This window comes from Methylosinus sp. LW4 (assembly GCF_000379125.1).
Lineage (GTDB): Bacteria > Pseudomonadota > Alphaproteobacteria > Rhizobiales > Beijerinckiaceae > Methylosinus.
Genome location: NZ_KB900627.1, coordinates 677,049 through 694,709 on the forward strand (window position 1 = coordinate 677,049; position 17,661 = coordinate 694,709).

General features: G+C 60.9%; 21 protein-coding genes and 2 pseudogenes. 12 read left to right on the forward strand and 11 right to left on the reverse strand.

What is annotated here, in order from left to right:
- Positions 1–87: 87 nt before the first annotated feature.
- Positions 88–672, reverse strand: a complete 585-nt coding sequence (locus METLW4_RS25895; protein WP_018268519.1) for a TetR/AcrR family transcriptional regulator — start codon at positions 670–672, stop codon at positions 88–90.
- 90 nt (positions 673–762) lie between these two features.
- Here METLW4_RS25895 and METLW4_RS0122620 point away from each other — a divergent pair, with 90 nt between their 5' ends.
- The 3 genes from METLW4_RS0122620 (at position 763) to METLW4_RS0122630 (ending at position 2,615) form a co-directional block, all read left to right on the forward strand.
- Positions 763–1,104, forward strand: coding sequence for a YciI family protein (locus METLW4_RS0122620; protein ID WP_018268520.1), 342 nt, complete (start codon positions 763–765; stop codon positions 1,102–1,104).
- Between the two features lies 1 nt (position 1,105).
- A complete protein-coding gene (locus METLW4_RS0122625; protein WP_018268521.1) occupies positions 1,106–1,810 on the forward strand; it encodes a DNA-3-methyladenine glycosylase I in 705 nt (234 codons plus the stop codon).
- A 118-nt stretch (positions 1,811–1,928) separates the two neighbouring features.
- On the forward strand, positions 1,929–2,615 hold the full coding sequence (locus METLW4_RS0122630; protein ID WP_018268522.1) for a peroxiredoxin-like family protein: 687 nt from the start codon (positions 1,929–1,931) through the stop codon (positions 2,613–2,615).
- A gap of 409 nt (positions 2,616–3,024) precedes the next feature.
- Here METLW4_RS0122630 and METLW4_RS0122635 read toward each other — a convergent pair whose 3' ends face one another.
- The 3 genes from METLW4_RS0122635 to METLW4_RS0122645 all read right to left on the reverse strand — a co-directional run bounded on the left by METLW4_RS0122635 (position 3,025) and on the right by METLW4_RS0122645 (position 5,266).
- The gene (locus tag METLW4_RS0122635; protein WP_026191756.1) at positions 3,025–3,579 is read right to left on the reverse strand and encodes a cytochrome P460 family protein; all 555 of its coding nucleotides are present in this window, start codon (positions 3,577–3,579) and stop codon (positions 3,025–3,027) included.
- A gap of 85 nt (positions 3,580–3,664) precedes the next feature.
- Complete coding sequence (locus METLW4_RS0122640) at positions 3,665–4,213, reverse strand: carboxymuconolactone decarboxylase family protein (RefSeq protein ID WP_018268524.1); 549 nt, start codon at positions 4,211–4,213, stop codon at positions 3,665–3,667.
- Positions 4,214–4,336: 123 nt separating this feature from the next.
- Entirely contained in the window at positions 4,337–5,266 is a 930-nt protein-coding gene (locus tag METLW4_RS0122645; protein ID WP_018268525.1) for an AraC family transcriptional regulator, read from the reverse strand.
- A 167-nt stretch (positions 5,267–5,433) separates the two neighbouring features.
- On the opposite strand from METLW4_RS0122645, the pseudogene METLW4_RS27225 reads away from it, so the two are divergent.
- A pseudogene (locus METLW4_RS27225) lies at positions 5,434–5,631 on the forward strand (DDE-type integrase/transposase/recombinase); the annotation flags it as partial.
- A gap of 48 nt (positions 5,632–5,679) precedes the next feature.
- Here the strand turns inward: METLW4_RS27225 and METLW4_RS27230 are convergent.
- Positions 5,680–6,171: a DDE-type integrase/transposase/recombinase gene (locus METLW4_RS27230; RefSeq protein WP_371212341.1), complete on the reverse strand. Its 492-nt coding sequence runs from the start codon at positions 6,169–6,171 to the stop codon at positions 5,680–5,682.
- A 389-nt stretch (positions 6,172–6,560) separates the two neighbouring features.
- Here METLW4_RS27230 and METLW4_RS28675 point away from each other — a divergent pair.
- A pseudogene (locus METLW4_RS28675) lies at positions 6,561–6,782 on the forward strand (IS256 family transposase); the annotation flags it as partial.
- A 110-nt stretch (positions 6,783–6,892) separates the two neighbouring features.
- On the opposite strand, the gene METLW4_RS0122680 reads toward METLW4_RS28675, so the two are convergent.
- From METLW4_RS0122680 to METLW4_RS25915, 3 genes are all read right to left on the reverse strand, one after another.
- A complete protein-coding gene (locus METLW4_RS0122680) occupies positions 6,893–7,609 on the reverse strand; it encodes an NAD(P)H-dependent oxidoreductase (RefSeq protein WP_026191757.1) in 717 nt (238 codons plus the stop codon).
- 103 nt (positions 7,610–7,712) lie between these two features.
- On the reverse strand, positions 7,713–8,615 hold the full coding sequence (locus METLW4_RS25910; protein ID WP_018268533.1) for an EamA family transporter: 903 nt from the start codon (positions 8,613–8,615) through the stop codon (positions 7,713–7,715).
- A 2-nt stretch (positions 8,616–8,617) separates the two neighbouring features.
- Complete coding sequence (locus tag METLW4_RS25915; protein ID WP_157235603.1) at positions 8,618–9,073, reverse strand: DUF417 family protein; 456 nt, start codon at positions 9,071–9,073, stop codon at positions 8,618–8,620.
- Between the two features lie 431 nt (positions 9,074–9,504).
- Here METLW4_RS25915 and METLW4_RS26760 point away from each other — a divergent pair, with 431 nt between their 5' ends.
- Genes METLW4_RS26760 through METLW4_RS0122715 form a run of 4 tightly spaced genes read left to right on the forward strand, consistent with a single transcriptional unit; the run spans position 9,505 to position 12,667 of the window.
- Entirely contained in the window at positions 9,505–10,575 is a 1,071-nt protein-coding gene (locus METLW4_RS26760; protein WP_083919376.1) for a GNAT family N-acetyltransferase, read from the forward strand.
- 8 nt (positions 10,576–10,583) lie between these two features.
- Positions 10,584–11,492, forward strand: coding sequence for an arginase family protein (locus METLW4_RS0122705; protein ID WP_245258550.1), 909 nt, complete (start codon positions 10,584–10,586; stop codon positions 11,490–11,492).
- A gap of 13 nt (positions 11,493–11,505) precedes the next feature.
- A complete protein-coding gene (locus METLW4_RS0122710) occupies positions 11,506–12,126 on the forward strand; it encodes a GNAT family N-acetyltransferase (protein ID WP_245258527.1) in 621 nt (206 codons plus the stop codon).
- The gene (locus tag METLW4_RS0122715) at positions 12,119–12,667 is read left to right on the forward strand and encodes a MarR family winged helix-turn-helix transcriptional regulator (protein WP_198290249.1); all 549 of its coding nucleotides are present in this window, start codon (positions 12,119–12,121) and stop codon (positions 12,665–12,667) included. Before METLW4_RS0122710 ends, METLW4_RS0122715 begins: the two co-directional genes overlap by 8 nt.
- A 29-nt stretch (positions 12,668–12,696) precedes the next feature.
- Here METLW4_RS0122715 and METLW4_RS0122720 read toward each other — a convergent pair whose 3' ends face one another.
- Entirely contained in the window at positions 12,697–13,686 is a 990-nt protein-coding gene (locus METLW4_RS0122720) for a quinone oxidoreductase family protein (protein WP_026191759.1), read from the reverse strand.
- A gap of 147 nt (positions 13,687–13,833) precedes the next feature.
- Here METLW4_RS0122720 and METLW4_RS0122725 point away from each other — a divergent pair, with 147 nt between their 5' ends.
- The gene (locus METLW4_RS0122725) at positions 13,834–14,196 is read left to right on the forward strand and encodes a winged helix-turn-helix transcriptional regulator (RefSeq protein ID WP_245258529.1); all 363 of its coding nucleotides are present in this window, start codon (positions 13,834–13,836) and stop codon (positions 14,194–14,196) included.
- A 121-nt stretch (positions 14,197–14,317) separates the two neighbouring features.
- Here the strand turns inward: METLW4_RS0122725 and METLW4_RS0122730 are convergent, their stop codons facing one another.
- Complete coding sequence (locus METLW4_RS0122730; protein WP_026191761.1) at positions 14,318–14,794, reverse strand: peroxiredoxin family protein; 477 nt, start codon at positions 14,792–14,794, stop codon at positions 14,318–14,320.
- A 142-nt stretch (positions 14,795–14,936) separates the two neighbouring features.
- On the opposite strand from METLW4_RS0122730, the gene METLW4_RS0122735 reads away from it, so the two are divergent.
- Positions 14,937–15,503 (forward strand): TetR/AcrR family transcriptional regulator, encoded by a 567-nt coding sequence (locus METLW4_RS0122735; RefSeq protein ID WP_198290250.1) that lies wholly within the window; start codon positions 14,937–14,939, stop codon positions 15,501–15,503.
- Between the two features lie 42 nt (positions 15,504–15,545).
- Here METLW4_RS0122735 and METLW4_RS0122740 read toward each other — a convergent pair whose 3' ends face one another.
- A complete protein-coding gene (locus METLW4_RS0122740; RefSeq protein ID WP_018268544.1) occupies positions 15,546–16,472 on the reverse strand; it encodes a LysR family transcriptional regulator in 927 nt (308 codons plus the stop codon).
- A gap of 149 nt (positions 16,473–16,621) precedes the next feature.
- Between METLW4_RS0122740 and METLW4_RS0122745 the strand changes: the two genes are divergently transcribed.
- The gene (locus METLW4_RS0122745; RefSeq protein WP_018268545.1) at positions 16,622–17,410 is read left to right on the forward strand and encodes an NAD(P)H-dependent oxidoreductase; all 789 of its coding nucleotides are present in this window, start codon (positions 16,622–16,624) and stop codon (positions 17,408–17,410) included.
- Positions 17,411–17,661 lie beyond the last annotated feature (251 nt).

A 17,661-nucleotide genomic window follows, 5' to 3' on the forward strand; every position in this document is an offset into this window, starting at 1 on the left:
CAGACCTGCTCCTGACGGACCAACTATGTTCGAAGGTCCAAGAGCAGGTACGAGTGGCTGCCGCGGCTCGAAACTCGTCCCACATGGTCAATCTTCGGGCCACATGCCGAGAAAGTGGGAAATCATCCGTTGGATTTCATGGCTGCTCGCGCCGGAGTGAATTTCAACCGCCAAGCCCCAGACTAGTGAAACGACGAGGCGGGCCGTATCGGCGGGATCCCAATCTTCGGGAAACGCAAGTCCGGACTCCCGATCCTTTCGGAAGCGTTCGGCCAACTCGTTCCGAATAGCGCTTCGGCCCTCGGCCCACCGGGCGCGAAATGGATGATCATCGCAAATCGGGAGCGCGTTATTCAGGATCAGACATCCGGGCGCATGGTCGGGAGACGTCAGTAAATCGCTGATGCCAAACAGAAGCGATGCCGCCACGGCTCGAGCGTCCGGCTCCCGCAACGCTCGCTCCACGATCTCGTTCTGGCGCGCGAGATAGACCTCGACGATCCGGAGAAAAACCGCCTCTTTGCTCCCGAACGCGAAATAGAAGCTCGGCGCGCTAATGCCGATAGCTTTCGTCAGATCTCCGATGGACGTGTTGTCATAACCCCGCCGCCAAAACATGTCGGCGGTGACATTCAGCGCCTTGTCGATGTCGAATGTCCTGGGTCGCCCCATCCGTCATCCTCTTCCATATGTAGCGACCGCTACAGAATCGCTTGACGCTCCCTGTCATGGTAATATAGTGAGCGATATAGAATCAACCCCATGACGATTTCCGTAGACGCCGAGGGCGACGCCATGAAGCATTTTTTGCTCGAAGGAAAACATCTCGTCCCTTTCGACGAGTTGCACGATCTCGTCGCCGAGCATTACGCTTATCTGCAAGCCGGCTACGACAACGGAAATTTTCTGTTTTCCGGGCCGCAAGTCCCGCCGCATGGCGGTTTCCTGGTGGCGCGGGCGCGAACGCGGGAGGAGTTGGATGCGCTGCTCTCGGCCGAACCCTTCGTGCGGGAGGGGAAGATGGTCTTCACCCGCGTCACCGAGTTCGAGGCGGCGCAATTCCAACCTGCGATCGAGGATTGGTTCGCCGGCCGGCCGGTGTGAGATGCGGCGCTTTTCACAGGTCATAGCGCTCGCGGCCAAACATCATGGGGCCGAAGCAATCGCGCAGGGCCTCGAAGACGTCCGGTCTCGCTCTGCGAAGGAGATCGCCGCGCTCGAGGACGACCGGGTCCTCGCATTCATGGCACATCGCATTTTTTGCGCGGGCTTCTCGCGAACGCAGATCGATAAGAAGTGGCCCGCTTTCGAGGATGCGTTTTGGAGATTCGTCCCGGCGCGATGCGCGGCGATGAGCGAGCCAGAATTCGACCGGCTCCTCGCGAACAAGAGCATCGTGCGAAACGGCGCCAAGATCTCCGCTGTTAGAGAGAACGCAAGATGGATCCTGGAGCTGGCGCGTGAGCACGGATCCGCTGCGCGACTCTTTTCGGAATGGCCCGATGACCGCAACGTCGAATTGCTCGACCTGATGAAGCGACAGGGAAGTCGTCTCGGGGGCGAGACCGGCATGCGGCTGCTGCGTGCGCTCGGCAAGCCGGCCTTTGTCCTCACGAAGGACGTCATCGCTGCGCTGGTGCGAGAGGGAGTCATCGACTCGCCGCCGACGAGCAAGGCGCAGATGAAGGCCATACAGACTGTGATGAACCAGTGGTCGTCAGAGACCGGCTTGGACCTGACCGCTTTGAGCCGCTATCTCGCCTGGAGCATCGGACCGGGTGCGGCGGCGCCGGGCGTTGCGAAGCGCTAGTGTATGTCAACCGATTGGAGCGACCGACCCGATGCTGCAGACGCTGTTCGTGAGACCTTCATTGCTTCGGTCTCCCCGAAATAGCGAATAGAAAGTCTAAAGACGAGGAATATTGCGCATGTCTCTCAATGTTCAAATTCAATCGCTCATTCAGACATTTCGTTCGACGCTTCCGCCAGCGTTGAATGCGTTGATCGAACTGGGCGCTGGTGAAATCAGCGCCCTGCCGATCGTGGAGAACGCGCTCAAGGCGGGCGATAGGGCGCCGGATTTCGCTCTACAAAATTACACCGGCGCAACGCGCAGCTTGGCAGACTATCTGAAAGCCGGCCCGCTGGTGCTCACATTTTACCGCGGACTGTGGTGCCCTTACTGCAATCTTCAGCTTGCGGCCTACAATGCGCGTCATGCGGATTTCTTGGCTTTGGGCGCAAATCTCGTCGCCATTTCTTCCGAAGGGCCAGACGGGCTCGAGGTGCTGAATGCATCGGACCTTCCGAAGGAAAGCAGAGAAACTGTTATCAGCGCCCCTGCATTCGATGTGTTGCACGATGTCAGCGCCATCGTCGCCAAGCAATTCGGCGTGGCCTTCACGCTGCCGGAGCCTCATCGCAAACTTCTGGAACGGTTCAAGGTGAACATCGAGAAAGCGAACGGCGACGACACCTACGCTTTCGCAGATCCCGCCACGTACATAATCAAGCCGGATGGCATCATAGCTTGGGCATACATTCCGAACAATTACCGCAAGCGCGCCGAGGTCGAGGACATTCTCGCTCAGCTTCGCCTGCTGTTGAAGAAATGAAGGAGCAATCCGGCTCGACTGAGGGCGCAGAAGCACTCCTGAGTTGAACGCGGGAGCCGAGTTGTGCGCTCCTCCACGCTTTGCTCTTCGCTGCGCCGAACCACCTACACCGGGCAGCAGGATGCCTGTCGAATTCTAAACAATCGATGCGACGCGACGCGGCTTGCTCCGGGCCGCGCCGCGCCCGCTCTAAAGAGTGCGAGCATATGGAAGGCGAAGCGAAAGGCCGGCGCGCAGCGCGAGGATCCGGATGATCCTGCGACAACTGCAGCTCTGGCTCGGCCTCGTCGCGGCGCGGTCTTCGTCGTCATCGGCATTTAGGGCAGCTTGCTCGCCTTTAAATTCCGGATACGCCGCCAGTGCGACTCTCCGAGTCGATCGGGCGGCCCCGTCGGAGCCAGCCGCCCCGTCATTTGCGAAGGATCGGATAACCCTGAACATAGACGAGATCGGTGGCCCGAGCGGGCTCGTGACAGCCAAGACAATCCTTCTTGTAATTGGTCGTGGCCGTCAGCTTCGTCTCAGTGCCCTCGTAGAAGGCCCAACCCCAACCGTCGCCGAAACGCGGCGACCGGCTGGATTTGTCTTTGACCAGCACGAAGCGGCCCGCGAGCTCGCCCGCGTAGCTGGCGACGCCCGTGGTCAACGCCTCGGTCTTGGCGGCGTAGACGTCCTTGACGAGTACGGCGCCTTCCGGGAAGGCGCCGGTGGCGAGATAGGCGTCGATATTCTTGCGTTCGGTGTAGACAACGTGCAGTTGCTTCGCGCCGTCAGCGGGCTTATCGGCGAGAACGGAGAATGCGCCGAGCTGCACCCAATCCCCGCGATAGTTCGCTCCAGGCACATGCAACGCGGCCTCGGCCTCGACCGCCTTCGCCTTTTCAGGGGCGCTGATTTCCTGGGCGTGCGAAGCGCAAAGGGACGCAGCCAATGCGAGGCCTGTCCATGCGAGAGTTCGTGTCATCGATATTGCTCCCAATCCAATCAAGGATGAACTGCTCGAAGCCTTCCGCCGGCGTCGAGGATGCCGGCCGGTCCGCGCGGCGGCTTCAGCTCGCCGAACGGCCCGTGTGGACGCGCGGGAAATCAATGTCCGTCTGCGCGACATTGTTGAGATAGTTGGTGAAAATGTTGAGCGTCAAATTGGCGACGATCTCTAGCACGTCGCCGTCGGAATATCCGGCGGCTTTCACAGCCGTGAAATCCGCATCGCTCACCTTTCCACGATTGGCGAGCACGCTCTTGGCGAAGACGAGCGCGGCGCGGGCCTTCGGATCGGCCGAATCGCCGGCGTAGCCGCGGACGATCTCATCGGCGTCGAGGCCGACCATCTTGCCGATCGCTTGATGCGCTGAGGCGCAATAATCGCAACCATTGGTTTCGGCCGACAGCAGGGCGAGCTGCTCGCGCAGCGTGGCGGGCAGAGCTCCGCCGCCGACGGCGCCCGAAAAGCCGAGGTAGCTGTTCAGCACGGACGGCGCATGCGCAATGGTCTTCAGCAGATTGGGCACGACGCCGAGCTTGCCTTTCACGGCGTCGAAAGTGGCGCGGATATCCGCCGACGCGGAATTAGAATCGAGGACGGGAATTCGCGGCATGAGTGTCTCCCTGGAAGGATGGTTCGACGAGGCGAGACATGCGCGATCAAAGACGTATGATCAAGCTGATGGCTGATATGGCGGAGTATGGGCAAACGGAATGAGACGATCCGCAAACACAACTCAGGCCTCGCCGCTCTGGTAGCGGGTCGGCGGAGCGCCGAAGCGCTGCCCGAAAGCCCGCGTGAAGGCGGCTGGTGACCGATAGCCGATCTCGCGGGCGACCTCCTTGACGCTGATATCGGCGTTGGACAGACGGGCCAGCGCCTTCTGCAGCCGCCATTCCCCGAGATAGGCTATCGGGCCTTGCTTCATCAGCTCGGCGAAGCGATCGGCGAAACGGCTGCGGGACATGCCGACCTCGGTGGCAAGGCCATCCACGGTCCAGGCGCGCGCGGGATCCTTGTGCAGCAGCTCGAGCGCGCGGCCGATCTGCGGATCCGTCATCGCCTCTAGAATGCGCGCGAGCTCGGGGCACTGCTCGATGCTGGCGCGAACGGACTCGATGAAGAAAACTTCGCACAGCCGCGAAATGGCGGCCGATGATCCGAGGCCGTCGGTGAAGGCGCGCCGCGCGACGAGCCGCAGCGTCTCGTCGAGGAGCACGTGACGCGCCCGGTCGGCTGGTGTCAGCACGATCACCTCGGGAAGCGCGCGCAGCAAAGGATGATCGGCGCCTTCGGTAAAGCCGAAATGGCCGCAGACCATCTTCGTCGAGGCGTTGGCATTTCCGCTGCCGACCACGAAGACGCCGTTGCCGTCGTAGCCGCTCTCCTTCACCACTGTCTCGAGGGGGGAGGGTCTTCGGCCGGGACTGTCGGCCAACGTATGCTCCTGCCCGCGCGCGATGAGCACGAGGTCCCCGGGGCCGAGATCAACCGTGAGGCCCGAGGCGAGCGCCACATGACATCGCCCTTGGATAACGAGATGGAATCGCGCGGCGCGTGCGTAGGACGGCACGGTGATGGCCCAGGGAGGAGAATAATCGGTTCGAAAGTAGAGCGTCGCGCGCAGACGGATCGTATCGAAAATGTCGCTGAGGACGTCGGTCATGCGGATCGGCTCTCGGTACGCGAGTCGGCTCGGCCGCCGCATTCGAGATAGAGGCGACGCGCGCGTTCAGCGATAGCACGGAAAGCCCGGCGTCGACGCTCCTCGCAGACACGAAATCAGCAAATCAAATGGCGGCGAGGACGATTGATAGCGCGGCGCAGGTCTTCGAAGAAATGATGGAAGAGTGCGGCGTCGAGGTCGACCATTCCACGCTCAATCGCTGGGTCGTCAAGTATGCACCTTTGCGGGAACAGTAGTACCTTACTCACAAGCGCGCGATCGGGTGAAGTTGGCGACTCAACGAGACCTACGTGAAAGTCAAAGGCCGCTGGAAATATCTGTATCCGGCTGTCGACCGTTGCGGTGCAAATTTTGCGGACGGCCGCGCGATGGGGTTCGGCATTTCATTGGGATCAGGCAGCGAGCACCGCAGTCCAGATTTCCAGCGCAGTTGTCCCTGCGGCTCTAAATTTGCTCAGTGCGAATTGACCTCTCCTGATGCTATGCATGAGTTCGACGCCGGCGATGGTGATCGCGGCATGTCGGAGTCGCTTGAACCCGAGCATCGACCCCAACCTACGCTTTATCGTTCGGTGATCCTGCTCGATGAGACTATTCAGGTATTTCGAAGATCGAATTCGCGTCCGTACGCCGCCTCGATGCTGTGCGAGAAGTTCGCGCGCCGGCCGATACGAAGCCTGATATCCGTCGAGCGTAATTTTGCGCGGCAAGCGTCCTTGATTTGCGAAGGCGCGACGGAATAGCGCTTTGGCGGCGGCGACAGCTCGCTCGGCGCGCAGCAACAAGCCTACCGCGTTTCCTGCCTTGTCGACGGCGCGGTAGAGATAGACCCAGCGTCCATTGATCTTGCTCGGCGCTCTTGATCGGAACGAAGCGCGTTCCAGGACGCGACGCCGCCTCGCAGATCGCCTCCGCGTCGACCGCGTCGTTCTTGCCGCGCTTGACGTAAGGCTTGGTACAAGCCGGCGGCATCAGCAGGACTTCGTGGCCCATCGTCTCGAATTCGCGCGCTTAATAATGCGCCGAGCCGCAGGCTTCCATGCCGATGAGGCAGGGCTCGATCTGCGCAAAGAACTCGTGCATCTTCGAGCGCTTCAATTTGCGCTTCACCGTAGGCCCGCCTTCATTCGCCAGCGCGTGAACTTGAAATTGTTCTTGGCCAGATCGACTCCGATTCTGATAAGCTGTTTCACGGACGGTCTCTCTCTTTGTGGCGCTCCGGCGACCACGCCTTGGCACTACGATGCCGTTGAGGAGAGGCCGTCCACATGATTGGACGCAATTGCGAACCTCCAGTCCGATCGAAAAAAGCGCCTTTGCGACGGTGCGGCACAGAACCGTACGCGTGAAAGGCGCGCTCTCCCAGGACACGGAGCGGCTGATGGTGTTCAAGCTGGTGATGGAGGCGTCGAACAGCTGGCGCAGGCTGCAAGGACAAAAGCTCTTGCCGAAGCTCATGTGCGGTGTAAAATTCCGTGACGTAATCGAAATCGCGCTTGATCAAAAATCCGCCGCTACCCTGCTTGTGAAGAAGTTGCTTCAGCAGTCGCTGAGCCGCATCGGCAATACGGCAACAAGTTCGCTCGCTAGGCGCAGCCGATATTTTTACTTCTGACCATGGCCAGCAGGCTTGAAGACACCACCCTCATATTGCGCCATTTCCGGCATAGGCAGAACACGAAGTTCGTCTAGGTTCAGCAGATGCTTCTCATATTGAGCAAGATACTGGAGCCGCTGGTCGGCGGTTATCCGGTTCGGAGCATAAGCGACAAAAGGCTCGATCACCGAGAAGCCCACGAATCCGAGCGTGCCGCGATGTACGGGGAAGAGCAGGTCTTCGACGTCCGCGTAGACACCTCGATCGGAGTAAACCTCCCGTGGGCCGCCGACCGTTACCGAGCACATCGCGCGTTTGCCGCGCATGACCCCTTGGTCGAAATAGCGTCCGCCACCATAGACTCGACCGATGGCAAATACGCGGTCGATCCAGCCTTTCAAAATTGCCGGCAAGCTGAGCCACCAGATCGGAAACTGAAAAATCAAAAGATCGCAAGCAGCGAGTTTGTCCATTTCCGCCTGAAGATCGGAAGCAAAACCATTGGTCGCACAGGCACGGGCCTCTTCCCCTTGCAGGCGCAAATAGTTTGCATCTGCAACTCCCGTGAAATTTCGGCGGCTTGATACCGGATCGAATTCCATGGCGTAGAGATCTGAGACGACTACTCTATGGCCGGCGCTTTTCAGAGCATCAACGGCTCTACGGGTCAGGGCTCCGTTGAAACTATTGGGTTCTGGATGGGCGTGAACAATCAGGACGTTCATTGCAAAAGGTTAGCCTTCCGAGCTTGAAACAACACAAAAATCGCTTCGTGGCGACGCCGCCTTCATCGAGGCTTCGAGTCACGACTCTGGCGAACGATCGAGATTAACATGCTTCTTCCCGATGTCCCATCGGGTTCCGAGCGTCCCGCGCGTCATCTGTAGAGTCGCGCGACTGGACCACAGCGCCGATGCTGGCGATCATAACGGCTATAATGCCCGCTATCTGCCGCGGCGAGAGCTTCTGATCAAGGATCACGTACCCCAGCAACGCCCCGAACGCAGGTTCGAGGCTCATGAGGATGCTGAATGGTCCGAGCGGCATTCGTCGCAAGGCCATCATTTCGAAGGCAAACGAAGTGAATGGCCATAGGAGCGCCAAACCCGCCACATACAAGATATGGCTCGTGATATGTGAGTCGGGTTCAAGCGCCATCCCGACCGGCCACGCGAGGATCGCAGAGACGATCAAGGCGACACAAAGTCCCTCCTGCTCAGAGAAGAGTCCTCCGACGTGTCGCATGAGCACAATATAGCCGCCCCAGCCACACGCTGCGGCTAGCGCAAGCATCACGCCGACGCTATCGAACAGCAATCCATCATGACCATAAGTCATCGCGACTACGCCTCCGACGGCGAGCAAGGGCAGCGCAACCCGCCTCAGCCCTTTCAGTGAAAGCGCGGCTACCGCCAGCGGGCCGAGGAATTCGATGGTCATCGCGGCGCCAATTGGAATGCGCGTCGCAGCTACGTAAAAACAGATCGCCATGACCGCTACGACGAAGCCGAGCGCGACCGCACTGCGCCACTGGCGGGCGCCAAACGACAGGAAATTCGGGCGCGCCCATACGATGCAGAACAGGGCAGCGCACCCCAATCGCAGCGCTGTGCTGCTGATAGCTCCCTCCGAAAGCAGGAGCGGCACGGACACCGCCGCTGCGAACTGGGAAACAAACATGGAGCCGACCGCAAGACCGGCTCCAGTCACCAGATTCCGGCGGTTGCTCATGTTCAACTGCCGGCGGATCTGCGCCGTGCGGCGCCAAATGCCTCGGAGCTGACGAAGAGCGCCACGCCGAAGAGAGTCAAATCCTTGAGAAGAAAGCCCGCATCGGCCGACTGCGGATCAAGCCCCGGTGTCGAGAATAGGAAGCTCTGCGTGATCAGCAACGCGCCGGCGGCGCCGAGGCTACCGTAGGCGGAGAGGAGAGGTTGGAAATGACGTAAGGCGATCAGCACGCCGAATATTAATTCGATCACTCCGATAAAATCCGATCCGCCCTGTTGGCCGAATAGCGGATTGACCCAGAAGAGAAAAGGGCTGTGCGCCATGAGCGGCGCGACGTCTGCGGCCTCCTGTGGCGTGAACTTGAATAGGCCGAATCCGATAAAAAACAGCACCAAGCTCCAACGCGATACGCCCACTCCTAGATGGGCTAGGCGCCCTTCGGTCGCTTCACTGAGCATGTTGATCTCCTCATATATGCGTGCTACACACACATAATGAAACGGGCGCCTTCCTGTCAAGCTTCGCTCCGCTGCTCACCCGGCTTACGTTTCGCGTGTGAGCTGACTTGCTTCGGTCCCCGGTCATTGAGCGGGAACGTGTATAGGCGCGCGACGACTTGTTTTCGAGCCACGCCGCTCAATGGCGCTGCTCGACGAAAAGCCAAGAGGCGTCGGTCACGCGACGCCACTGCAGAGCCGGACACTATGGAAATGATCGTCGATCTGCGCCGGCTATTGGTAGGTCGCATGGCTTGCGTCCGCCGGGGTGTCCGAGCAGTTGCGCCGGCATCCGCCACTCTGCGACTCCGTGCGCCGCACGGCCGCCCGTCGCAACAATCTCGCGGCGCTTCATTGCGCGATCAGGACGTCGGCGCCAACGAGGGGCTAATATGCGTAATTCGGACGCAACCAATACATTCGAAATTCGCTTGGCGCAGCCCCAAGACGCAGCGTCCCTTCAAGTGATCGAACTCGACGCTGCGCGACGCTTTGGCGCAATTCCTGAAACCCGCATCTGCGTCGAGCTCTCTGTGCGAGGATTTGAAGAGCATCGACGTGCTTGCGAGGAGGGCGTCGCCCTCGTAGCCGAGGCCCAGGATGGACGTGTGGGCTTTCTCCTCGTGATTCCATTGGACGGGCGAGCTCATATCCTCGAAATGGCGGTCGCCTTGGAACATCAGGGCCGAGGCTGCGGCCGTGCGCTGATCGCGGCCGGAGAGGACTGGGCGATCCGAAAGGGATTCGAGGAAATGACTCTGACCACGTTTCGAGACGTAGCTTGGAATGCGCCCTTCTATGCGAGGCTCGGCTATGAGGCGTTCGAGGCAGGGCCGGACCGACCGGAATTCGGCGCGCTCGTGGCGGACGAGATCGCGGCGGGCGTTCACCGCGCGCCGCGCGTTGTGATGCGCAAGACGTTGCCGGTCGAAATCGGATCGGGATTGTCCTTCTCCGTACGGCCAGAGCGGACAGGCGAGTTCCGCGCGATTCACGAATTCATCCGAAAGGCTTTCGAGACCGCGCATTACGCCGAAGGCGACGAGCAGGATTTCGTCGACGAGCGGCGGCGCAGGGACGCCTATGTGCCGGAACTGGCCCTGCTCCTGGAAGCTGGCGATCGAATCGTCGCGCATTTGATGCTCACGCGCATCTCCATTTCCACCGCATCCGGGCCGTTTCCGATCCTGCTGCTCGCCTGCGTCGCCGTTGACGCAGAGTGCCGCAATAGAGGCGTGGGCTCCGTCTTCATCGAACGAGCGCTCCGGCGCGCAGCCACGCTCGGCCACGCGGCGGTCATCCTGTTGGGAGATCCCGCTTACTACCGGCGCCTCGGCTTCGAATCTTCAGAAATGTTCGGCGTCAGCAGTGAGAACGGCGTCGAAGCGCGATATGTGCAGATGCGCGAATTGACGCCGGGCGCGCTGGCAGGCGTGTCGGGCAGCATCAAATTGCCGAGTTGATGCATATGATGAAAATCGCCCCATTCGTTCTCCTCGGCGCTCCGACGCAATGTGACGGGCGTCCGGGAGGCGTCGAGCGCGCTCCGAATGTGCTGCGCGATCTCGGCGTCCTCGGCGCCATCGGGGCGTCGGTCGATCTCGGCGATCTACCGGTCAGGATAGACGGTCCGGACCGCGACCCGATTTCTGGCGTCATCGGCGCTACGTCGGCGGCGCGCGCGATCGGCCGTACCCGTGACGCGGTGGAGACTATTCTTGGCAATGGCGATCGACCGTTCATGCTCGGCGGCTGCTGCACCTATGCGATAGGCGCGGTGGCCGCCGCTGCCCGCGTATTCGGGCGCTGCGGGCTCGTCTATATCGACGGTCATCTCGATCTCTACGACGGAGAAACATCGCCGACCGGGGAAGCCGCGGATATGCCGGCGGCGGCGATGCTCGGGAAGGCGGGAGATCTCTTCACACGCGCGATGGGCATGGCGCGGGCCGTCGTCCCCGAAGATGTGGCGTTGCTCGCCTGTCGCGATCATGCGGTCGCCGAAGCCGAAGGATCGCTGCTGCCGCGTGATCTCGGCCCCGGACTTTTTTATCGCGACGTCTCGGGGCTCCGCCGAGCCGGGCTGCAGGAGACAGCGGCGGACGTGCGTCTGCGCCAGGAAGGCGGGGCGAGGCGCTATTGGCTTCACGTCGACTTCGACGTTCTCGACGATGCCGTCTTCCCTGCTGTCGACTATTCCATGCCAGGGGGCCTTTCCTGGAGCGAGCTCACGACGCTCGTTCGCCCCTTACTGGCCTCTGGCTCTCTGATTGGCGTTTCGACCGCTTGCTACAATCCGGATAGAGACGCCGACCTCACCGGGGGACGACAGATCGTCGAATTCCTCCATCGAGCGCTCGTATCGGGAGAATTCGAATGATCGAGGTTCGATCTTGGAATCGCGCGCTTCGACGCGCGTCGAAGGTACTGCCGTCATGGGCTTGATCTCGACGACCTATCTGGCGCTGACACATTCGCCGTCAGTCGGCGCCCTCGCGGAGCCGAGCGACGTCGTCGACATCACGATCGAACGTCCTGCTCTCGAGGAATATATGCGCCTTTGGCGCACGATCGGCGAGCCGCTCAATTGGGACGGTCGGTTGCGCACTTCCGCCGAAGAGCTTGCGACCATCTTGTCGAGCTCCGACACCGAGATTCATCTCGCGCGGATTCGAGGCGAGGCGATCGGCCTGTGCGAATTCAGCATGAGCGCGTCGCTCGGCAGCGAGATCGTCTATTTTGGTCTCATCCCGGCATTCCAGGGCAGACGATTGGGGCGTTACCTACTGGACATTGCCTTGCGCCGGCATTGGAAGACCCATCATCCGCGCCATGTCTGGCTGCATACCGACAATGGGGATGATCCCAGGGCGCTGCCGCTATACGAACGGTTCGGCTTCCAAGCCTTTGCGAAAGTCGATATGCCGGAAACGGCGACCGAGGCGGACTATCGCTCGGTCGCTCGCTCGCGATTGGCAGTCGCGACTTCGGATCGAGGTGAGCAAGGTGAGTGACGTCGAACGCAAAGACAGTCTGCGCACGGCCAATTTGTTGGCGGCGCTCGCGTTGGAGCTGACCGGGAGACTCGAGCGTCTGACCAAGCGTCATCCCAATGAGACGACGTCGTCATTGGCGGCGCTCAACGTCATCGGCTTCTACGAGGGATGCTCCAACAATGCGCTGAGCCGAGCCCTCGGATTGTCACACACGGCGACTGTTCGCCTGGTCGACAAGCTGGAAGCATCCGGGCTGGTGACGAGCGAAACCGGAGCCGATCGCCGTTTCGTCTCCTTGAGGCTCACCGAGAGCGGTCGCGAACGTGCACAGGAGCTCCTATCGGAGCGATGCCGGCGTCTTTGTGAAACGCTCGACATTCTTTCGACGAACGACCGTCGACATTTGTCGCGCATATCCGAGATCCTGCTCCGTTCGCTCGTCTCCGCCGCCGGAGACGCCGACCACATCTGCCGACTTTGTGACGAGACATCCTGTCCTGAAGATCGATGTCCCGTCCACAATCGGGCGATCGCTCTCGAGTCGAACAGCGAAAGTTGAGGTCGACCACCTTCGAATGGTAAGCGGCTTCACGGGATCAGGACGATCTTGCCCCGTGTCTGCCGTGACTCTAGTGCTCGATGCGCCGCCGCCGCCTGAGCGAGAGGGTAGACCCCTCCGATCGTCACCGCGATTTCGCCGCGTTCGGCCATGGCGAACAGCTTCGCCGAGCTTTGCTGCAGACCCGTCGGCGTGAGCAGAGGCGTGAGGGCGAAGCCGGTGATGGTCTGATTTTGGAAGATCAGACCGAGCAGATCGGGAACGCCGAGATCGAAGTCGAGAATATTGAGCGAGCCATAGATAACGAGCCGGCCCAGGGGCGCGAGGGCCTTCAGGCTCTCCTTCGTCACCGCCCCGCCGACCGATTCGAAGATAATGTCGACGCCTCGACCATCGGTGAGATCGCGTGCGGCCTGCGACCAGTCGGCTACCGTATAATCGATGGTCGCGTCGGCGCCGAGCGAACGAGCGAATTCACGTTTGTCTTGCGTGCTCGCCGCCGCGATCACCTTTTTTGCGCCGGCGCGTTTGGCCAATTGCACGAGCAGGCTGCCGACCCCGCCCGCCGCCGCCGACACGAGAATTTGCTTGTCGACCGCCGGAGCCTGTTCGAGGAGATAAAGCGCCGTCAGGCCTTGAACCATGAGGGCGACTGCATGTTCGAAGGGGAGGCTTTTCGGAATCTGCGTGACGAATTCGGCAGGGCAGGAGACCAATTCGGCGTAGCCGCCGAAGAACTTGCCCGCTGCAAAAAGCGCCCCCGCCACTCGGTCGCCCAATGCAAAGCCCACCACGCCGGGACCGATCGCTTCGATGATCCCCGCCGCTTCGGCGCCCAATATGCTCGGGAGTGGCGGCGTCACGGCGTAGCGATTTTGCCGCATCGCCGTTTCGGCGAAGTTCACGCCGGCGGCCTTCACGCGGATCAATATCTCACCCGGACCGACGGTCGGGATAGGCGCATCGACCAGCTCCAAAGCTTCCGGGCCGCCGAAGGCGTTTAGTTGTACGGCTCTCATCGTCATTCTCCTATCCGTCGTCGCGAGCCTCGAGAGTTCTTCGACACGCGTGCTTCTTCAGACGGCGGATTCGTGCCATTTAGACGCTCTAACAGACTACAGAGAAATTCGTCTCATACTGACCTGGAGGTAAGTATGGCGTCGGTGATGAAGAACCTTCCGCCCTTGCCCGCGGAGAGAACTCTCCGCGTGATATCCGGCCGCTGGAAGCCAGTGATCCTCTATCACTTGCTGTCGGGACCGCGACGACTGTCGGAATTGGGCCGGCTCATGCCCGCCGTCAGCCAAAAGGTGCTGATCCAGCAATTGCGCGAGATGGAGGCGCATCGAATTGTGAGCCGTACCGTCTTTCCCCAGGTCCCACCGAGGGTCGACTATGAAGCGACCGCTTTGGGGCAGAGCCTGAAGCCCGTGCTCATGGCTCTTTGCGAATGGGGCAGACGACATGCCGCCGAGCTCGACGAGCCGGAGCATGTCGCCGATTGCGCCAGATTATCGCTTCCCGAGTGAGCTACTTTTAGAGACGTGCGCGCGAGCCGAAGCATTCGCGACATCTCCCGATCGACACGCCGGGATGAACGATCGCATCAGAAGATAACGCTCGCTCTTTATAGAAGCACGCGCGGCGGAGTCAGGCTTTGGATTTGAGATAGGCGATCATGCCTATCACATCGTCGGCCACGAGTCTGCCGATCGGTCCGCTCGAATACACCGCATTCAGAATCTTGCCCTCGGGGTCGAGCAGGAAGCCGGTGGTCTGCAGGTGACGAGGCGTATGATTGGCGTAGGCGCCCGTCGTGGCCACGACTTCGTCGAGATCGGCGGAATGCCCCACGGGAAAACTCAGCCCGTGCTTTTCGATAACGCCCTTCGTCGTCGCTTCGTCGTCCACCGAGAAGGCGACGACCTTGATGCCCGCTTGCGCCAATTTTTCACTGGCGCGCTGAAATCCGGCGAGCTGAGCCTGACAATAAGGACACCAGGCTCCCCGATAGATCAGGATTACGGCGAAGGATCCGAGAAGCGACCCCGGGATTTCGATGACGCCGCCTCCGACCGCAGGAATGCTCAAAGGGGGAAAGGCTGCGCCATTTTGCAAATGCGACATTTGGACCTCCAAGTAAATGGACCACATAGTCCACTCCGTCACATTGAGACTGGACTTACAAGTCCAAACCGGTCAAAATTCTCCAATGTCGAACAAGCCATCCGATCAACGTCCCTTGACCCGCCGCGGAGCCGCCACGCGAATGCGCATCGTCGACGCGGCCGCCGCGCTCATTCACGCGCATGGCGTGGATCGCACGACCCTCGACGATGTGATGGCCGAAGCCGAGGTGAGCAAGTCGCAGCTCTATCACTACTTCACCGACAAGGAGGCGTTGGTGCTCGAAGTGATCGCCTTGCAGACGGAGCGCGTTATGGAGGCGCAACGACCGCATCTCGGGGCGCTCGATTCGCTCTCGGCTCTCCAGGCGTGGCGGGATGCGATCGTTCGGCGCTACGAAGTCGGCGACGGAAATGGATGTCCGCTCGGGACGCTGGCGAGCGAGTTGGCGAATGATTCCGAACCCGCTCGCAAGCGACTGGTCGCGGGCTTCTCGCTGTGGAGCGGCTCGATCGAGCAGGGCTTCGCGAAGATGCGCGAGCGTGGCGAGCTCGCCGCTGCCGCCGACCCGCACGAATTGGCGACCGCCACGCTATGTGCGGTTCAAGGTGGACTGCTTCTGGCCAAGACAATCCGATCGAGCGGCCCTTTGAAAATCGCGATCGACATGGCGATCGACAATGTCGCTCGCCACATGACGACGGGCTGAGCCCCTACGCGCCGCTGAACCGAATAGAGTTGGCCGAGCGGACTATACGCCGGGCCGCCCGGTTCTGGTTCTGTCGCCGGCAATTTCGACGATCAGTTCCCTCAGCCAGCGATGGCCGGCATGTCCATGACTGCGCTCATGCCAAATCATGCCGACCTCGAACCGCTCGCCGAGCCACGGAAGCTCGACTATTGTGAGCTGCTCCTCGCGTCGCTGCAGCAGCCGGCGCGGCACGAGCGCGACGAGATCGCTCTCCGAAACGATCTCTGGAACGAAGAGGAACGAACCGGCGGACAGCACGACCTTGCGCTTGCGTCCGAGAGCCTCGAGAGCGTCGTCCACTGGCGTTCGAAAATGGCCGCCGCGTCTCGAAACGACGACATGTTCCAATGCGACATAGTCGTCGATCGTGAGACCATCTACGAGGCGAGGGTGATCCCGCCGGCCGATGAGCACGTACGTCTCGTCGAACAAATGACGGCTCCGAAGATGCGACAGCGTCGCGTCCGGGGTCGCGACGGCGAGATCGGCTTCTCCGCTCGCCAATTGGTGTTCCATGAGCGCCGGCGCGAGATGCCGAACCGCTATCCGGACTCCTGGCGCCCGTTGTCTCGACGCCTTCGCGAGCGGCGCGATCACCGCTGCCTGAATATAGTCGGAACAAGCGATGGAGACGGTCAGCTCCGCCGTCGCCGGATCGAAATCCTGATGAGCCTGGACCGCATACCGCAATTGGTCCAGCGCGTCGCGCAATGGCCCCGCCATTTGCAGGGCTCGTGCAGTCGGAATCATTCCTCGTCGGGCGGGAAGCAGCAGAGGGTCCCCGAAGATGTCGCGTAGCCGCGCGAGCTGCGCGCTCACCGCCGGTTGACTGAGATGCAGCCGCGCCGCCGCTTTGGTGACGTTCCGCTCGGCGAGCAGCGCTTCCAAAGTGGCGAGCAGATTGAGGTCGAGATGGCTGGTATCCATGTGATTTATGCTGCCACTTAATACAATCGATTTCAAACATACCGGCGCGGTCGCTAATTTCAAAGCGACGGAACGGCGCCTAACGCCAGATCATCCCTTCGATATCGCGAGCGGGCGTAGAGGGGCCGCCCCCAACAGGAGCGCTTAGGATGACCAAGAAAATTCTCGTCGTGTTCGCTCACCCGGAGCCGACCTCGATCACGCGTCGACTTGTCGACGTCACGGTCTCGACGCTTACCGGCGAGGGACACGAGGTCATGCAATCCGATCTCTACGGAATGCGCTGGAAGGCCGTGTTCGACGCCGCAGACTTCCCGAACCGAGTCGATCAACAACGGCTGTCCTTCATCAAGGAATCGGCCCATGCCTATTCCACCGGGAGTCAGAGCGCGGATGTTGCCGCCGAGCAGGCCAAATTGCTAGCGGCCGATGCAGTGATTCTCCAGTTTCCACTCTGGTGGTACAGCCCGCCGGCCATTCTCAAGGGTTGGATCGAGCGCGTTTATGCGTTCGGATTCGCTTATGGCTACAAGACCGGCGGCAATGATTATCGCTTCGGTGACGGCGTATTGAAAGGCAAGCGCGCATTGGTGAACGTCATGACGGGCGGCCCTGCGGTGGACTATGGCCCGCGCGGCGTCAATGGGCCCATCGACCAGATCTTGTTTCCCTTGACCCATGGCGCATTGTTCTACCCGGGCATGGATGTCCTGCCGTCGCATGCTGTCTATGGCGCTGCGCATATCACCACCATTGAGCAGGTCAGAGCCGTCGAGGCGGGCTGGTGCGACCGCTTGGCCGGACTCTTCACCGACGCCCCTATTCCCTTCCGCTCGCAAAACGGCGGCGACTTCCCCGATGGTCACACGATGGCCGATCACGTTGCGCTTGGAAAAACCGGCTTGGCCGCGCATCTCGCCGATGACGTGACCATGTGACAGGCGGCGGAAATTTTTCCCGGCCGTTGTAACGCCCTCTCGGCGGCGCGCGAATTGATCCGACGAGGCCCGAGCGCTCTCGATCCGTCGTCAACGATACGCCACCGAGGTTCCAAAATGTTCGATCGACGTCATTTGCAATTGTTATCGTATGTTTCCATCTGCGCGTTGCTCCAGGTTTTCGCGCCGACCCTCGCGCATTCGCGAGATCGAAACGGCGCCGCCGGCGCTGTCTACACGATGAGCAATGA

Coding starts and splice junctions, on each gene's coding strand:
- METLW4_RS0122635 (WP_026191756.1), bottom strand. CDS start 3,579: ATGACACGAACTCTCGCATGGACAGGCCTCGCATTGGCTGCGTCCCTT.
- METLW4_RS0122725 (WP_245258529.1), top strand. CDS start 13,834: ATGAAGAACCTTCCGCCCTTGCCCGCGGAGAGAACTCTCCGCGTGATA.
- METLW4_RS0122620 (WP_018268520.1), top strand. CDS start 763: ATGACGATTTCCGTAGACGCCGAGGGCGACGCCATGAAGCATTTTTTG.
- METLW4_RS0122640 (WP_018268524.1), bottom strand. CDS start 4,213: ATGCCGCGAATTCCCGTCCTCGATTCTAATTCCGCGTCGGCGGATATC.
- METLW4_RS0122735 (WP_198290250.1), top strand. CDS start 14,937: ATGCGCATCGTCGACGCGGCCGCCGCGCTCATTCACGCGCATGGCGTG.
- METLW4_RS0122740 (WP_018268544.1), bottom strand. CDS start 16,472: ATGGATACCAGCCATCTCGACCTCAATCTGCTCGCCACTTTGGAAGCG.
- METLW4_RS0122705 (WP_245258550.1), top strand. CDS start 10,584: ATGAAAATCGCCCCATTCGTTCTCCTCGGCGCTCCGACGCAATGTGAC.
- METLW4_RS25915 (WP_157235603.1), bottom strand. CDS start 9,073: ATGCTCAGTGAAGCGACCGAAGGGCGCCTAGCCCATCTAGGAGTGGGC.
- METLW4_RS0122730 (WP_026191761.1), bottom strand. CDS start 14,794: ATGTCGCATTTGCAAAATGGCGCAGCCTTTCCCCCTTTGAGCATTCCT.
- METLW4_RS25910 (WP_018268533.1), bottom strand. CDS start 8,615: ATGAGCAACCGCCGGAATCTGGTGACTGGAGCCGGTCTTGCGGTCGGC.
- METLW4_RS26760 (WP_083919376.1), top strand. CDS start 9,505: ATGCGTAATTCGGACGCAACCAATACATTCGAAATTCGCTTGGCGCAG.
- METLW4_RS0122645 (WP_018268525.1), bottom strand. CDS start 5,266: ATGACCGACGTCCTCAGCGACATTTTCGATACGATCCGTCTGCGCGCG.
- METLW4_RS0122745 (WP_018268545.1), top strand. CDS start 16,622: ATGACCAAGAAAATTCTCGTCGTGTTCGCTCACCCGGAGCCGACCTCG.
- METLW4_RS0122680 (WP_026191757.1), bottom strand. CDS start 7,609: ATGAACGTCCTGATTGTTCACGCCCATCCAGAACCCAATAGTTTCAAC.
- METLW4_RS0122625 (WP_018268521.1), top strand. CDS start 1,106: ATGCGGCGCTTTTCACAGGTCATAGCGCTCGCGGCCAAACATCATGGG.
- METLW4_RS0122630 (WP_018268522.1), top strand. CDS start 1,929: ATGTCTCTCAATGTTCAAATTCAATCGCTCATTCAGACATTTCGTTCG.
- METLW4_RS25895 (WP_018268519.1), bottom strand. CDS start 672: ATGGGGCGACCCAGGACATTCGACATCGACAAGGCGCTGAATGTCACC.
- METLW4_RS0122720 (WP_026191759.1), bottom strand. CDS start 13,686: ATGAGAGCCGTACAACTAAACGCCTTCGGCGGCCCGGAAGCTTTGGAG.